The organism is Xanthomonas sp. CFBP 7698, from assembly GCF_003600855.1.
Classification (GTDB): domain Bacteria; phylum Pseudomonadota; class Gammaproteobacteria; order Xanthomonadales; family Xanthomonadaceae; genus Xanthomonas; species Xanthomonas cannabis.
The window spans coordinates 427,454-443,208 of record NZ_PRDN01000003.1; the positions used below are offsets into that span (position 1 = coordinate 427,454).

The 15,755-nt window shown below is 68.1% G+C and carries 13 protein-coding genes; 4 read left to right on the plus strand and 9 right to left on the minus strand.

The annotated features are described in order from the left end of the window. Nucleotides 1-24 precede the first annotated feature (24 nt). Nucleotides 25-909 carry a hypothetical protein gene (locus XnspCFBP7698_RS15710; RefSeq protein WP_199680195.1) on the plus strand — a complete coding sequence of 295 codons (885 nt, stop codon included), beginning with the start codon at nt 25-27 and terminating at the stop codon, nt 907-909. Further along, complete coding sequence (locus tag XnspCFBP7698_RS15715) at nt 906-1,343, plus strand: VOC family protein (RefSeq protein ID WP_199680196.1); 438 nt, start codon at nt 906-908, stop codon at nt 1,341-1,343. Before XnspCFBP7698_RS15710 ends, XnspCFBP7698_RS15715 begins: the two co-directional genes overlap by 4 nt. 218 nt (nt 1,344-1,561) lie before the next feature. On the opposite strand, the gene XnspCFBP7698_RS15720 is transcribed toward XnspCFBP7698_RS15715, so the two are convergent. The 7 genes from XnspCFBP7698_RS15720 to glnA all read right to left on the minus strand — a co-directional run bounded on the left by XnspCFBP7698_RS15720 (nt 1,562) and on the right by glnA (nt 9,635). Further along, a complete protein-coding gene (locus tag XnspCFBP7698_RS15720) occupies nt 1,562-2,209 on the minus strand; it encodes a superoxide dismutase family protein (protein WP_047695547.1) in 648 nt (215 codons plus the stop codon). Between the two features lie 46 nt (nt 2,210-2,255). Continuing rightward, nucleotides 2,256-2,858 carry a superoxide dismutase family protein gene (locus XnspCFBP7698_RS15725; protein WP_199680197.1) on the minus strand — a complete coding sequence of 201 codons (603 nt, stop codon included), beginning with the start codon at nt 2,856-2,858 and terminating at the stop codon, nt 2,256-2,258. 552 nt (nt 2,859-3,410) lie between these two features. Then, nucleotides 3,411-4,835, minus strand: coding sequence for a nitrogen regulation protein NR(I) (gene ntrC / locus XnspCFBP7698_RS15735; protein ID WP_039565892.1), 1,425 nt, complete (start codon nt 4,833-4,835; stop codon nt 3,411-3,413). Then, a complete protein-coding gene (locus tag XnspCFBP7698_RS15740) occupies nt 4,828-5,883 on the minus strand; it encodes an ATP-binding protein (RefSeq protein ID WP_039565894.1) in 1,056 nt (351 codons plus the stop codon). Before XnspCFBP7698_RS15740 ends, ntrC begins: the two co-directional genes overlap by 8 nt. Nucleotides 5,884-6,148: 265 nt before the next feature. Next, nucleotides 6,149-7,591, minus strand: a complete 1,443-nt coding sequence (locus XnspCFBP7698_RS15745; protein ID WP_047695549.1) for an ammonium transporter — start codon at nt 7,589-7,591, stop codon at nt 6,149-6,151. A 22-nt stretch (nt 7,592-7,613) separates the two neighbouring features. Continuing rightward, nucleotides 7,614-7,952 carry a P-II family nitrogen regulator gene (locus XnspCFBP7698_RS15750; protein WP_002808480.1) on the minus strand — a complete coding sequence of 113 codons (339 nt, stop codon included), beginning with the start codon at nt 7,950-7,952 and terminating at the stop codon, nt 7,614-7,616. Between the two features lie 273 nt (nt 7,953-8,225). Further along, nucleotides 8,226-9,635 (minus strand): type I glutamate--ammonia ligase, encoded by a 1,410-nt coding sequence (glnA, locus tag XnspCFBP7698_RS15755; protein ID WP_005992704.1) that lies wholly within the window; start codon nt 9,633-9,635, stop codon nt 8,226-8,228. Nucleotides 9,636-9,858: 223 nt separating this feature from the next. Between glnA and XnspCFBP7698_RS15760 the strand changes: the two genes are divergently transcribed. Both XnspCFBP7698_RS15760 and XnspCFBP7698_RS15765 read left to right on the plus strand, forming a co-directional pair. Next, nucleotides 9,859-10,653: an undecaprenyl-diphosphate phosphatase gene (locus XnspCFBP7698_RS15760; RefSeq protein WP_039415041.1), complete on the plus strand. Its 795-nt coding sequence runs from the start codon at nt 9,859-9,861 to the stop codon at nt 10,651-10,653. A 133-nt stretch (nt 10,654-10,786) separates the two neighbouring features. Further along, a complete protein-coding gene (locus XnspCFBP7698_RS15765; protein WP_104580242.1) occupies nt 10,787-11,599 on the plus strand; it encodes an META and DUF4377 domain-containing protein in 813 nt (270 codons plus the stop codon). Nucleotides 11,600-11,994: 395 nt separating this feature from the next. Here the strand turns inward: XnspCFBP7698_RS15765 and XnspCFBP7698_RS15770 are convergent, their stop codons facing one another. Together XnspCFBP7698_RS15770 and XnspCFBP7698_RS15775 are read right to left on the minus strand one after the other, a co-directional pair. Next, on the minus strand, nt 11,995-12,606 hold the full coding sequence (locus tag XnspCFBP7698_RS15770; protein ID WP_104580243.1) for a YbhB/YbcL family Raf kinase inhibitor-like protein: 612 nt from the start codon (nt 12,604-12,606) through the stop codon (nt 11,995-11,997). A 1,055-nt stretch (nt 12,607-13,661) separates the two neighbouring features. Then, nucleotides 13,662-15,734 carry a tetratricopeptide repeat protein gene (locus tag XnspCFBP7698_RS15775; protein ID WP_104580244.1) on the minus strand — a complete coding sequence of 691 codons (2,073 nt, stop codon included), beginning with the start codon at nt 15,732-15,734 and terminating at the stop codon, nt 13,662-13,664. Nucleotides 15,735-15,755: the final 21 nt, after the last annotated feature.

Sequence of the window (15,755 nt, forward strand, 5' to 3'; positions counted from 1 at the left end):
CCCGTGATGGGCCAACCGCGAATCATGAGCAAGACCGAACACGGCGTGACCGCCATGGGTGTGCTGGCGCTGGAATTGACCGGCGGAAGCGCCCCCGAGCGCGGCGCCCTGCCGCCCGAACAGGCTGGCATGCTGGCCGAGCGCATCGGCCGCGACCTGGCGCAATGGATCCCGGAGATCCGCGATCTGGAACTGAGCGTGGCGATGGCGCATTTCGACCCGGCCGAGGTCCTGCGGCCCGGCTGGCCGTTGCATCGCCGCCTGGAAGAACTGCAGGCGCGTGCGCCCGGACGCGACCAGGGCCCGCGCGTGCTGGCCTTCGGCGCCGATGCGCAAGGCGAGATTCCGTTGCCGTTCCAGGCCGATGCCCAGCTCACCGGTGGCGGCCTGCGCGTGCTGCCCTTCCTGCTGACCGGCGATGCGCAGACCGTGGCCAGCGTCGCCGAGGCAATGGAAGAAGTGCTGCTGGCCCAGGGCATGGCGCAGGCCGACACTGCGCTGCTGGCGCAGGAGAGCTTCGGTGCGCGCATCGAACACGCCCGCTATCTCACCGCGCACGACCTGGCGGCGATGATTTCGATGCAGTACGACAATCAGGGCCTGGCGCCGCTGTGGCCGCTGATCGAAGCCGCCCTGCTCGCGCCAACCAGCGAAGAATGGCTGGAGCAGGCGCCGGAGCCGGTGCTGCGCTATGTCGGCGGCGAAGTGCGCATCGCGCTGTTCGACCCAGCCGGCTGGTGCGATCACTACGCACACGACCGCGAGCATTGCGAACGCCTGCGCGGCGTCTACGAGCAATTCCTCTCGCGCCAGCGGCAAATGGCGGCCGTGCTGGAAGCGCATGGGTTGCCGGTGCTGTACGTGCATGTCGAGCCGGGCCAGGATCCGCACCAGGCACTGGCGGCGTGACGCAGGCGCAGGTTTCGTCGCCGCCCGCGTTGCAGGGTGTGCTGGAAACCGGCGTGTATGTGGCCGACCTGGAGCTCGCGTGTGCGTTCTATGCCCGTGTGCTGGGGCTGCAGCCCATGCATCGCGATACGCGCATGGCTGCCTATGCAATCGCACCAGCACAGGTGTTGCTGCTGTTCCTGCAGGGCAGCACGGCAACCACGGTCAGCCTGCCTGGTGGCACCATTCCGCCGCACGACGGTAGCGGGCGTACGCATTACGCCTTTGCGATCGCCACCGACGCGCTGGCCGGCTGGGAAGAACATCTGTGTGAGTGCGCGGTGCCGATCGAAGGCCGCACGCAATGGCCCGGAGGCGGACAGAGCATCTACTTCCGCGATCCCGATGCGCACCTGCTGGAACTAGCCACTCCGGGGCTCTGGACCAATTACTGATCGTTGCTGTGGCGAACCAGCAGTTAGGCGGCCGTGCCGCTCGCATGCGCTCGCACATGCGCGTCCATCGCCACTCGCTGCACAGAGGACGACAGCATGGCGACACCCACCGACGCCTCAGCCATCTCACTCGGGCTCCATCCGCAATGGACGCAGCTGCATTACGCAGCCGCGTCCATCGATGAGGATGTGTGGCCACTGGTGCGCCACACCTCTATTTACTTGGTCGCCGCCTGCGCGTTGTCGGTGGTGATCACGCCGCAGGCCAGGCGGCCGCCGGCATTGCCGGTGGGCTGGGTTTTGTAGTCGTCGGCATCGGCATGCACGATCACGGCGTGTCCGGCGATGTCGAACTGGTCCGCCTTGCCGAGATTGACGTTGCTCGAGACCGGACCGTCGATGCTGGCATTACCCTGCGCGTCGGCTTTGATGTTGGGCATGTCGCCGCCGTGGTGCGGGTCGGCACTGACGTTGCCGTGGTCGGACTGGGCAGGGTTGAAATGGCCGCCGGCGCTGCTGCCGTCCGGGGCGCTGCAGTCGCCCTTTTCGTGGATGTGGAAGCCGTGCTCGGTGTTGGGCTTGAGGCCGCTCAGCTGGCCGGTGACGCGCAGCGCGCCGTCGACCGTCTTGAAGGTCACCGTGCCTTTGACGTCATTGCCCTTGGTCGGCTTGAGCTCGGCGGTGGCCGTGGTGGTGGCCGCCGCTTCGGTGACCATGGAGGCGGCATGCTCGCCACCATGCGCCGCTTCAGCCGGCGTGCCGGCCTGCGGTGCGGGGGCGGGATCGGCCGGCGCGGGCTCCTCGCGCTTGCATGCGGTCAATGCCAGGGCGGTTGCCAGAAATAGCGTGGTGGGAAGAATGCGCATGGAAAACTCCTGTAGGGGCCGCGCAGGCGGCCATGGATGCCCCATCTCAGGGCTGCGAAGGGGGTATGCGCCACTGGGTGACGCGAATGACGCCGCAGGCCAGACGTGCGCCGGCGTTGCCGCTGGGCTGGCTGCGATAGTCGTCGGGATCGGCATGCACGACGAGTGACTTGCCGACCACATCGCCGGGCGCGGCATCGCCCAGGGTGATGCCTGAAACGATCATGTCCAGGTGCGCAACGCCTTCGGCATCGGCGCGCAGGTTGTCCATGTCGCCGGCGTGGTGGGGATTGCTGCCAGCGCGCCCGTGTGGCGCACCCGCCGGATTGAAATGCGCGCCCGCGCTGCTGGCATCGGCGGCGCTGCAATCGCCACGTTCGTGCACATGGAAGCCGGCCACGCCACCGGGGCGCAGGCCACCGACAGTCCCGGTCACGCGAATGCCCTGCAATGCAGGCACCAGCACGACGCGACCGCTGACCAGGCTGCCCGAGGCCGATGCCAGCACCGCTTCGGCCTGTTGCACCGGACGGGTGGGCACTACCCTCGCCACCGGCGGTGGAGGTGTCTTTGGCGGCGGTGGCGTGCTGCTGCAGGCGGCAAGCGCCAGCGCGGTGAGGGCAACGATCGTGGGCGACCGGTAACGCATCGAGCTGTTCTCCTGATCAGGCTGGAAACCTATGCGGGCGCATGTTCACGTGTCATGAAATGCGCCGGGGCAGCCCGGGAGTTTACGGGGCGGGTGTCGCGAGCCGGGGTATGCGCAAAAAGCGCCCCTCACCCCAACCCCTCTCCCGCAGGCGGGAGAGGGGCTCGACTGCGCAGTTTTCTGCCCGCTTTGCCCGCCTGCCTTGCCCTTGCCTGCCTGCCCGCCTGCCCGCTTTGCCCGCCTGCCCGCCTGCCTGCCTTGCCCGTGCCTGCCTGCCTTGCCTTTCTCGCCTGCCTTGCCTTCTCCCGCGTGCGGGGGAAGGTGCCCGAAGGGCGGATGGGGGGCGTTGTGCGCCGCCAGCTAATCGAGACAGTGGCGCGTGCGAGCAAACCGGTGAGCGCATGCACGCTTGCCGCCGTGATGCGCGTCAGTCCCGCCTGGTTCGCTGCCTGGCTCCAGCACCTGCGCGCGCAGCACTGCGTTTCGCAGCGCCCCTCACCCCAACCCCTCTCCCGCAGGCGGGAGAGGGGCTCGACGCCGCGTGCGGACTGATCAGCGGCGTTTGCGCCCCGGCCCGAGCTTGCGGGTTACGGTGTTGCGGCCCAGGCCCAAGCGGGCGGCGGCTTCGGCGCGACGGCCCTGGGTGAGTTGCAGGGCGGCTTCCAGCAAGGTCTTGTCCAGGCGTTCGCGGGCTTCGGCATGCAGGCCCTGGGCGCCTTCGCTCAGGCGTTGCGCGGCCCAGCTGGACAGCATGTCGTCCCATTGGCCATCGCTGCGGCCGGCCCGCTGACGGCCGCGCGACAGGGCGGCGTCCACGTCGACCACGTCGATGATGTCGGCGGTGGCCAGGGCAGCCAGGCGCCAGCACACGTTTTCCAGTTCGCGTACGTTGCCGGGCCAGTCGTACTGGCGCAGGTCCTCCAGCGCGGCCGACGACAACCGCTTGGGCAGCATGTCGAGCTTGCGTCCGGCCATGGCCAGGAAGTTTTCCGCCAGTTGCGCGATGTCGCCGCGACGCTCGCGCAGCGGCGGTAGCTGCAGGCGCACCACGTCCAGACGGTGCAGCAGGTCGGCACGGAAGCGGCCCTGTTCGACCAGCGCTTCCAGATCCTGGTGGGTGGCGGCGATCACGCGCACGTCCACGCGGATCAACTCGCGCCCGCCGACGCGGAAGAACTCGTTCTCTGCCAGTACGCGCAGCAGGCGCGTCTGCAGCGGCAGCGGCATGTCGCCGATTTCGTCCAGGAACAAGGTGCCGCCATCGGCTTGTTCGAAGCGGCCGATGTGGCGCTTGGTGGCACCGGTAAAGGCGCCGGTTTCGTGGCCGAACAACTCGCTTTCCAGCAGTTCGGCGGGAATGGCGGCGGTATTGAGCGCCACGAACGGTTTGCGCGCGCGCGGCGACTCGTTGTGCAGCGCGCGTGCGACCAACTCCTTGCCGGTGCCGGTTTCGCCGTTGATCAGCACCGACAACGGAGCTTGCGCCAGCCGGCCGATGGCGCGGAACAGCGCGCGCATGGCCGGGGTGTCGCCGATCAATGCGGCCGAGCCCTCGGCCAGCGGCGTGCCGATGATCTCGTCGACACCGGCATCGGCGTCGGGCAAGGCGCGTGCGGCCAGCGCGACGGCGTCGTCCAGGTCGAACGGCTTGGAGAGGAATTCATGCGCCCCGCCGCGGAAGGCACCGGCGGTGCTGGCGACATCGGTGTAGGCCGACATCACGATCACCGGCAGCTGCGGGTGCTTGGCCTTGAGCTTGTCCAGCAGGGTCAGGCCGTCTTCGCCGGGCATGCGCACGTCGGTGAACAACAGGTCCGGGGTGGGCCGCATCGCCAGCGCCTGCAATGCAGCGGCAGCGCTGTCGAAACCATCGACGGCATAGCCGGCATCGCGCAGCGCGGTGGACAGCACGAATCGGACCGAACGGTCGTCGTCGACCACCCAGATATGGTGGGATGCGGCGGCGGCCTCAGCCATGCAGGTGCTCCTTGTCGTGATCGCCGGCCAGCTCGGGCAGCAGCAGGGTGAAAACGGTATGGCCCGGACGCGAGCGGTAGGTCAGCGTGCCGTGGTGTTCGCGCGAGACCTGCTGGGCCAGCGCCAGGCCCAGTCCGCTGCCTTCGGCACGGCCGCTGACCAGCGGCAGGAAGAGATGCTCGGCCAGTTCCTCCGGCACGCCGCCGCCGTCGTCGATGATTTCCAGCCGCAGCGACATCGCATGCACGCGGTCGCGGATGCGCTGGCCGTGTTCGACGCGGGTGCGCAGGGTCACCCGGGTGGCGCCGGCCTGGAAGGCATTGCGCACCAGGTTCCACACCGCCTGGGTCAGGCGATCCACATCGCCGAGGATGTCCGGAATGCTGGGGTCGTAGTCGCGCTGCACCTGCACCGACCAGCCGCCTTCGGCCTCGGCCAGGCGCAGCACGCGTTCGAGCACCACATGGATGTTGAGGCCCTCGTGCGGGCGCAGCGGCGAGGGTGAGAGCAGGCGCTCGAGCAAGGTGTTGAGGCGCTCGATCTCGGTGCCGATCAACTCGATCAACTCGCGCTCGTCCTCGTCGCGGCCGGCCGAGCGGCGGGCCAGCAGCTGCGCTGCGCCCTTCAGGCCCGCCAGCGGGTTGCGCAGTTCGTGCGCCAGCCCCTTGAGCGCGGCGCTCAAGGCGTTGGGCAAGGCGTGCGTGGGGTCCAGCGCGGGGAATTCGTCGACCGGGTGGGTTTCCAACAGCCAGCCGCCATCATCCAGCCGCGACAGCCAGCCTTCGGCAAAGCGTGGCGCGTCGTTGGGCAGGCCCAGGGCCAGGCGATGCAGGCGCAGTACGTCGCGCTCGTCGTTGAGCAGGAAGCGCGCGAGCGCATCGCCCTGCACTTCCAGCGCGGCCAGCGGCTGGTCGACCAGGCGCCGGGCGCTGACGCCAAGCCAGCGCGCAAAGGCCGGGTTGACACCCAGCACGCGGCCCTCGCGGTCGGCCCAGGCTACCGGCGTGCCCAGGCTGTCGAGCGACGGTGTGGGGGTCGTCATCAGCATTGCACCAATTTAGTGCAAGCAGCGCCGGCGTGCGCGTGTGGCGCGCCGAACGAAGCGTGCATCAGGACATCCGGGGTCCGACGGTGGTGGCGTGCACCGACCCGACGCGCATCCGCGCCGACAGTGACGGGCGGGGGGCTGGTCATGCAGGCACCTCGGTAGTGGATCCGCGCCAGCACGGGCCGCGGGAGAAACCGTCCCCGGCACGGCAGCGCCGGCCGGGTCGTTGCGCCACCCGCGGCCAGGGAGCCGCGGGTGGCCATGCTCAGGACTCGTAGGCGGCTTCGCCGTGCGAGGTGATGTCCAACCCCTCGCGCTCGGCTTCTTCGGTGACGCGCAGGCCGAACACCAGCTTGGCGACCACGAAGCCCACCACCGACACCACGCCGATCCACACCACGGTGATGCCCACGCCCAGGGCCTGGATGCCGACCTGGTGCACGATGTCGTAATCGCCACCCTTCTGGCCGCCCAGCGAGGCCGCCGAGAACACGCCGGTCAGGATCGCGCCAATGATGCCGCCCAGGCCATGCACGCCGAACACGTCCAGGCTGTCGTCGGCGCCCAGCAGGCGCTTCAGACCGGTGACGCCCCACACGCACAGCACGCCGGCCGCCAGGCCAATCACGATGGCGCCGAACGGGCCCACGGTGCCGCAGGCCGGGGTGATGCCGACCAGGCCGGCCACCATGCCCGACGCCACACCCAGGGCGGAGGACTTGCCCTTGATGATCTTCTCGGTCAACGACCAGCCCAGGATGGCCGCGGCAGTGGCCAGCAAGGTGTTGAGGAAGGCCAGCGCCGCACCGGCATTGGCCTCCAGGTTGGAGCCGGCGTTGAAGCCGAACCAGCCCACCCACAGCAGCGAGGCACCGACGAAGGTCAGGGTCACGTTGTGCGGCTTGATCGCCTCACGCCCCAGCCCGGCACGCTTGCCGACGAAGTAGGCGCCCACCAGGCCGGCGATACCGGCATTGATGTGCACCACGGTGCCGCCGGCAAAGTCCAGCGCGCCCAGGCCAAACAGGTAGCCACCGGTGGCCCAGACCATGTGCGCCAGCGGCAGGTAGCCGAAGGTGAACCAGATCACCGAGAACAGCAGCACCGCGGCGAACTTGGCGCGTTCGGCAAAGGCGCCGACGATCAGCGCGCCGGTGATGCCGGCGAAGGTGGCCTGGAAGGCGACGAACACGTATTCCGGCAGGCTCACGCCCTTGGTGAAGGTGGCCGACAGGGTCTCGATGGTGACGCCCTTGAGCAGCGCCTTGTCCAGGTTGCCGATCCACGCGCCTTCACCGGAGAACGCCAGGCTGTAGCCGTAGATCACCCACAGGATGGTCAGCAGCGAGAACACCGTGGCCACCTGGATCAGCACCGAGAGCACGTTCTTGGCGCGCACCATGCCGCCGTAGAACAGCGCCAGGCCCGGCACCACCATCAGCAGCACCAGCAGCGTGGAGGTCAGCATCCAGGCGACGTCGCCCTTGTCCACCACCGGTGCGGCCTCGGCGGCAGCCACCGGCGCGGCGGCCGGCTGCGCAGACGGCAGCGGCTCGGTGGTGACCGGCTCGGTCGGGAGCGGGGTGACCTGCGGGGTGGACTGCGCCTGCGCGCTGCCCATGCCGCCCACCACCAGCGCGCTGAACAGCATCAGCATGCACACGCTGTAGAACCGGGCTTTCCACCCGGCAAAAAGAGCTGTCTTCATACGAACTCCGGAGGTGGTGGACTCAGAGGGCATCGGCGCCGATTTCGCCGGTGCGGATACGCACCACTTGCTCGATCGCGGTGACGAAGATCTTGCCGTCGCCGATCTTGCCGGTGCCGGCCGCGTTCTGGATCGCTTCGACCACGGCATCGAGCCGGTCGTCGGTCACCACCGTCTCGATCTTGATCTTGGGCAGGAAGTCCACGACATACTCGGCGCCGCGATACAGCTCGGTGTGGCCTTTCTGGCGCCCGAAGCCCTTGACCTCGGTGACGGTGATACCCGACACGCCAGCGGCAGACAGGGCCTCGCGGACCTCGTCGAGCTTGAACGGCCGGATGATGGCGGTGATCAATTTCATGCGCATACCCCGAAAGGTGGAAGGAACCGGCCGGCATTGCGCCGCCCGGCGGTGTCAGTCACCTGGATGCCAACCCCGGCATCCAATCGTTCGCAGATCGCGCAGACCTCGGCCGATGCGATGCATCTGCCGCGTGGGAGAGGTCAGGCCCGCGCGCCGCGAACTGTGTGCTCTCTCGTTCCCCTCACTCCACGGCCGGTGCCGTGGAGCGTCAAACATGTGCGGCGATGGCGGAGGTGGGAGGGGGGGCCTCCGCCATCACCGCGGTGGAACTCAGTTGCCGTAGTACAGCTGGTATTCCAGCGGATGCGTTGCCGCACGGAACTTGGTCACTTCCTGCATCTTCAGCGCGATGTAGCCGTCGATGAAGTCGTCGCTCATCACGCCGCCGGCCTTGAGGAACTCGCGGTCCTTGTCCAGCGCTTCCAGGGCCTGATCCAGGCTGGAGCACACCTGCGGGATCAGCTTCTCTTCTTCCGGCGGCAGGTCATACAGGTCCTTGTCGCTCGGTGCACCCGGGTCGATCTGGTTCTTGATGCCGTCCAGGCCGGCCATCATCAGCGCGGTGAAGGTCAGGTAGCCGGACTGCAACGGATCGGGGAAGCGCATTTCGATGCGGCGCGCCTTGGGGTTGGTGACCCACGGAATGCGGCACGAGGCCGAACGGTTACGCGCCGAATAGGCCAGCATCACCGGTGCTTCGAAGCCAGGTACCAGGCGCTTGTAGCTGTTGGTGCCGGAGTTGGAGAACGCATTGATGGCGCGGGCGTGCTTGAAGATGCCGCCGATGTACCACAGCGCCATCTGCGACAGGCCGCCGTAGCCGTCGCCGGCAAACAGGTTGGTGCCGCCCTTGGTCAACGACTGGTGCACGTGCATGCCCGAGCCGTTGTCGCCGACGATCGGCTTGGGCATGAAGGTCGCGGTCTTGCCGTTGCGGTAGGCGACGTTCTTGATGATGTACTTCATGGTCAGCAGTTCGTCGGCCTTCTGCACCAGCGAGCTGAACTTGGTGCCGATCTCGCACTGGCCGGCGGTCGCCACCTCGTGGTGGTGCACTTCGGTCTCGATGCCGACCTGTTCCAGCGTCTTGATCATTTCCGCGCGCAGGTCGTGCAGGGTGTCGGTCGGCGGTACCGGGAAGTAGCCGCCCTTCACGCCCGGGCGATAGCCGCTGTTGCCGCCGTCGTACTTGGCGCCGGTGTTCCAGGCCGCTTCTTCCGAGCCCACCTGGAAGAAGGTGTGGCCCATGTCGTTGGCAAAGCGCACCGAATCGAAGATGAAGAATTCCGGTTCCGGGCCGAAGAACGCCTGGTCGGCGGTGCCGGAGGACTTGAGGTAGGCCTCGGCGCGCTTGGCGATGCCGCGCGGGTCGCGCTCATAGCTCTGCATGGTGGCCGGGTCGAGGATGTCGCAGGTCAGCACGATGGTCGGATCGGCGAAGAACGGATCCAGATACGCGGTGCCGGCGTCGGGCAACAACACCATGTCCGACTCGTTGATGCCCTTCCAACCCGCGATCGAACTGCCGTCGAACATCTTGCCTTCTTCAAACAGCGCCGGCTCGATGATGTTGGCCGGAAAGGTGATGTGCTGCTGTACACCACGCATATCGACGAAGCGCAGGTCGACAAACTCGACCTTGTTGTCCTTGATCAGCTTTTCAACGTTTTCCACGGACATCGGAAGAAACCTCGGATTGGAGTGAAGTGGCTCGTGGACGGGAATACAGCAGGGACCGTGCCAAATCGCGGATTTTCACAAGTCGTTGATTTTGCTTGCATCACTTGAGACCGCCACGTTGGCGTTAGCACCGGAAAGGTGCTAACCGGATCCATGCTGCACCAATATGGTGCATGCCGCAATGCACTATCCTGACGCCTCCCCCAACCCCCCCTCCAGTCCGATGTCCGATCTGATTTCCGCCCTGCTGTTGGGCATTCTCGAAGGCCTCACCGAATTCCTGCCGATCTCCAGCACCGGCCACTTGTTGATCGCCGAACAATGGCTCGGACGCCGTTCTGACTTCTTCAATATCGTCATCCAGGCCGGCGCCATCCTGGCCATCTGCCTGGCGCTGCGACAGAAGCTGTGGACCCTGGCCACCGGCCTGGGCGAGCGCGCCAACCGCGACTATGTGCTCAAGATCGGCGTGGCCTTCCTGGTCACGGCGGTGGTGGGGCTGATCGTGCGCAAGGCCGGCTGGCAGCTGCCGGAAACCGTGCACCCGGTGGCCTGGGCGTTGTTGATCGGCGGTGTCTGGATGCTGGTGGCCGAGCACTTTGCCGGCAAGTTGCCCGAGCGCGACGTGGTGACCTGGAAGGTGGCGATTGCCGTCGGCCTGGCACAGGTGGTGGCCGGCGTGTTTCCCGGCACCTCGCGCTCGGCCTCGGCGATCTTCCTGGCGATGTTGCTGGGCCTGAGCAAGCGCTCGGCGGCGGCGGATTTCGTGTTCATGGTGGGCATCCCGACCATGTTCGCGGCCAGCGGTTATGCACTGCTGGAGATGTACAAGGAAGGCGGCGTCGGCAGCGAAAACTGGACCGATGTGGCAGTGGCCTTCGTGGCGGCCACCCTCACCGGCTTTGTGGTGGTGAAGTGGCTGCTGGGCTACATCAAGAAGCACCGCTTCACGGTGTTTGCGGTGTACCGCATCGTGCTCGGCGCCGCCCTGCTGCTGTGGTTGCCGGTCGCGGCCTGACCCGCCACGGCCGTGGCCCTGCCTGTCGCTGCTTGAGCAGCGAGGCAGGGCAACTGCACGGGCAGTGACGCCGGTCATTGCCCTGGCGCCACGCCGGCGGTATCACTGAGGCCTTGCCCACCGGGAGCCGCCCATGCGTGCCGTGTTCTTCGCCCCAGCCCTGCTGGCGGCGGGCGTGACGGCCTGCGGTTCGGGTGCGCTGCCCGATGCGCGGGATCCTGGTGGTACCGGGCCCGGCGGTGCCGGGTCCGGCGCGACCGCCGCCGCTGCGCCGTTGGCCGATAACGCCCCCTTGCGCGCGGCATTGCAGGCCAGGCACTGGCAACTGGTGCAGGCCAGCGACGCCCATGGCACCGCGTTACGCAGCTTGTTCGTTGCCGGTAGCGCACCGCTGCAACTGGACTTCAGCGACCAGCGCATCCACGTCAGCCAGACCTGCAACGCCCTGGGCGCCAGCTACAGCGTGGCCGGGACGCAGCTGCAGATCGGCCGGGTGGTTTCGAGCAAACGCCTGTGCGCGCAACCGCGCAAGATGGCGCAGGAACGTGCTGCCAGCGACCTGTTGTCCGGCCGTTTTGCGGTGACGATGGACAGTGCGCAGGCCACGCCGCAGCTGGCCCTGACCCGCAGCGATGGCACCCGCCTGCTGTTCGGCAGCACGCCGACGGCCGCCACCCGCTACGGCGGGCCCGGACAGACACTGTTGCTCGAGGTGGCCGCCGAAACCGTGCCCTGCCCCGCCGACCCGTCGCGCGCATGTCTGCAGCTGCGCGAGCAGACGGCGGACGGCCAGCCCGCGACCGAACCCTGGCGCCCCCTTGATGGCCGGATCGAGGGCTTCGACCACGAAGCGGGCATCCGCACCTTGCTGCGCGTCACCCGGTATCCCGGCGCAGATGGTGCCCCGGTGTATGTGTTGGATCAGATGATCGAGGCCAGTGGGTAGGTTCGGGAATTGGGAATTGGGAATTGGGAATTGGGAATTGGGAATCGGGAATGGGGAGTCGGGAGTCGGGAGTCGGGAATCTAATGGTTGGGCCGCCACTCTCGAATTCATTGCCAAGCGTTATGTGACCGGCAATGCGGTCGGCGGCCCGCGCAGGCGATGCCAATCCGGCCCAAGCGGGAGACTGCAGCCGGGATCAATTGCCGTTCCGCTGACTGACCAGGAAAGCAGAAACAAACCGGAACCAACGCGGCCGCGATGGCTGCCTGATTGCGAATGCCATGCAGGATTGAGCGTGCGGCGTGTCGGTGCGCCGGTCGGTCGCGGTGACCGATCCAGCCGGCCGTTGCGCGTACCCCGCGCGCTTGGTCGTGCGGGGTACGCGAGCCGGTCTCTCAGCGCAGGGCAGGATTCAGTGTGTAGGTGCCATGCAGCGCGGCTTCGGCAAGTACGTGGCCCTGGATGGCCGACAGCACGTCGGCGGCCGTGAAGGGCTCGGGCAGGCTGAGCTTGGCCACGTCCAGCGCGAACACGCGGAAGAAATAGCGGTGCACGCGCAGGTCGTTGAACGGCGGGTACGGTCCGTCGTAGCCCAGATAATTGCCGGCCATGTCGGGATTGCCGGCAAACCACTGCGTGTACGAATTCAGGCCCTGGCGCGCACCGGCCGGGCCGGCCGGCTGCTGCTTGCCCTTGGCCACGAAACCGTCGCTGCAACTGCCTGCCGCAATTTCATGCACGTCGGCGGGGATATCGGCCATGGCCCAATGCACGAAATCGGTGCGTGGCTGGTCCACCGGGATTTGGATATCGTCGCGGCCGACGGTCTCCGGCACGGTGGGCACATCCGGGTCCAGGCACAGCAGCGCGAACGATTGCGTGCCTTGCGGGACATCGCTCCAGGCCAGATGCGGGTTGCGGTTGGGCGCGAAGCCGTCCGGGGTACCGGCAGCAAATTCCACTGCGATAGGCTTGCCGTTTTCGATGCTGGTGCTGGTCAGACGCATGCAAAGTCTCCGTGGATCCAAGCACCCAGCCTGCCTGGATTGGCACTGCAACGGAAGCCGTCGCAGTGGAACCTTGTGTGGCACAGCAGGCGCGTCTGGTGTGCGCGTGTTGTCAGCCAATTCAGCGTGCGGCAGAGCGCAGCGAGAGTGGAGCGCGCGATGCGCCAACCAAGGCGAGCAACACGCCAAACAGCAAGCTGCACTATCCCCGGGCACGGATCGCAGGCACGCGTGAACGTCATCGGCGTCCACGCTCCGCGCCGTCCGGGTCTCTGGATCTCCGTAGGAGCGGACTTGGCCGGGACGGGCTTCACCGGTACCGGTAACGCCTTGTCGCGGCCGGGTCCGCTCCTACAACAGCCTTGCGCATCGGGATCTCCGGGCATGGATTGCAGGCACGCGTGAACGCCATCGGCGTCCACGCGTGCCGCGTCGTCCGGGTCTCTGGATCTCCGTAGGAGCGGACCTGGCCGCGACGGGCTCCACCGGTACCGGTAACGTCTCGTCGCGGCCGGGTCCGCTCCTACAATAGCCTTGTGCATCGGGGATCTCCGGGCACGGATTGCAGGCACGCGTGAACGCCATCGGCGTCCACGCGCGCCGCGTCGTCCGGGTCTCTGGATCTCCGTAGGAGCGGACCTGGCCGCGACGGGCTTCACCGGTATCGGTAACGCCTTGTCGCGGCCGGGTCCGCTCCTACAACAGCCTTGCGCATCGGGGATCTCCGGGCATGGATTGCAGGCACGCGTGGTGCGGGCTTTGGATCTCTGTGGGAGCGGACCTGGCCGCGACGGGCTTCACCGATATCGGTAACGCCTTGTCGCGGCCGGGTCCGCTCCTACAACAGCCTTGCGCATCGGGGATCTCTGGGCACGGATTGCAGGCACGCGTGAACGCCATCGGCGTCCATGCGTGCCGCGCCGTCCGGGTCTCTGGATCTCCGTAGGAGCGGACCTGGCCGCGACGGGCTTCACCGGTATCGGTAACGCCTCGTCGCGGCCGGGTCCGCTCCTACGACGGCGTCGCGCTTGCGGGATATATGCGGCGGCGGCGCGTCAGTCCTGCGGATATCCGAAGCGCACCGCGATCAGGGTGAGCAGGTCGAACTGGGCGCCGAGCACGCTGCGGTAGTTGCGCCAGCGGCCGGAGGCCAGGCGGGCGGGGCCGCGTGGTTCGACCAGCGGGAAGCGCAGCCCGAAGGCCTGCTCCAGCGCGTCGGAAATTCCCTGCGGGTCGCTTTCGATGCCGTCGAGCCGGATGATCCGGTGCGGGTAGAGATCGCGCTCGTGCAACACCGCCAGTTGTTCCAGCGCGGCCAGCAGCCAGTCGGTGGCCTGCTGCGGCGACTGCAGCGCCAGCGGTGCCGGCGCGCCAGTCGAGAGCCAGTCCAGCAGCATGTCGCGCGGGTCGCGCAGCGCGATCGCCAGCCGGCCTTCGGGCAGGTGCGGGCGCAGCGCGGTGAGCAGGGTGTTGTCCCACCACAGCAGCCAGTCGATGACATTGCCGTCGTCGATGCCGCGACGCGGCAGCTGCGCTTTCCAGCCTTCCACCAGCGCCATCGGCGCCAGCTCGCCGGACGCCAGTTGCTCGACCGTGCGGTAGCTCTGCAGCGCATCGGACGGCGGGGTGGTGCCGTAGCGATCGCCGCGCACCAGCGGAGTGGCAGCGTCCATCACCGCGATCAGGCGTTCGACATGCGAGCCGGGCGTGCCCCAGACGAACAGCGGGCGCGAGGTGACGCTGTCCGGAATGCTGCCCAGCGCAGGCCATTGCATCGGCTGCCTGGCGGCCTGCGGCGGCAACGGCAGCCGGTGCTGGGCCTGTTCGCGATGGAACTGCATCCAGGTGGCCAGCGCGGCGTCGGGCTGGCCGGCGCGGTCCTGCACATTGCCCAGCCACGGCCGCAGCACGGTCTGCTGTGGCGGCGGCAACGACTCGATCAACGATTCGACGCAGGCGATCGCCGCCGGCGGGTCGCGTTCCAGCAAGGCCTCGACGATGCGCTGCTCGCCGCTGATGCGACCCGGTTCCACCGCCACGATCTGACGCGCCACCATTTCCGCTTCGTCGGCATGACCCTGCATGTCGTGCACGCGCATCAGCGCTTCCAGTGCCGGCAGGTGCTCGGGCATGGCCAGCAGCCAGCGTTCGATCACGGCCTGCGCCTGCGGCCCGCCGACCGGCTCCACCGCCAGGCGCGCCAGCCACAGGTCGTGCGCCGTGGCCGAGGTGGCCAGTGCCGCGTCCAGCGTGTCGCGCGCATCGTCCGTCGCGCCCAGCCGTTCCCAGGCGGTGAGCAGCGCGTGCAAGGTGCGGCGGTCGGCCGGCCAGTGGGCCAGCGCCAGGCGCAGGTGCGCCACGGCCTGGTCGGGGCGGCCGGCCTGCAATTCCATCTCGCCCGCCAGCCGGCGCATGGCCGGCAGGTCGCCATCGGGTTGCGCCAGCACGGCCTGCATCGCGGTCAGCGCATCGTCCAGACGACCCTGGCGCTGGGCCAGCTGGGCGATGAAGGCGCGCAGCGCGGTGCCCGGCGGATTGAGTTCGACCACGCGCTCGAAGGCGCGCTCGGCAAATGCAAAATGCTCCTTCTGCAGATATGCAAAGCCCAGCGCGAACATCACCCGCGGGTCGTCCGGCAGTTGCTCGGCGGCGCGGGTCAGCAGCGCCAGCGCGCGGTCGCTCTGGCCGCGGCGCATCTCCACCACGCCATCGACCGCAAGCAGCTGCGGATGCTCCGGCGCCAATCGCGCGGCAGTGCGGCTGAGCCGCTCGGCCTCGTCCAGATCGTCGCGTGCCACGGCCAGGTGCGCCTGCATCACGTAAGCGTTGAACTGGTTCGGGTCCAGCGCGGTGCTGCGCGACAAGGCGGCGTCTGCGGCGGACAGGTCGCGCGCAGCCAGCAGCAGGCCGGCGCGCAGCAGGTGCAGGTCGGCGTCTTCCGGTGTGAGGGCCAACGCGGTGTCGATGCTGGTCAGCGCCAGTGCCGGCTGGCCCTGCTGCTGCAGGGCCAGCCCGAGCCAGCGGTGTGCGGCGGCGCTGTCGGGCGCGCTGATCGCCCACTCGCGGGCCAGCGCCACCGCATCGTCGGCCGCATTGCGGCGCAGGGCTTGAAGAATGGCGTCTTGCATGGCGGCGGGGTGTCCAGGACA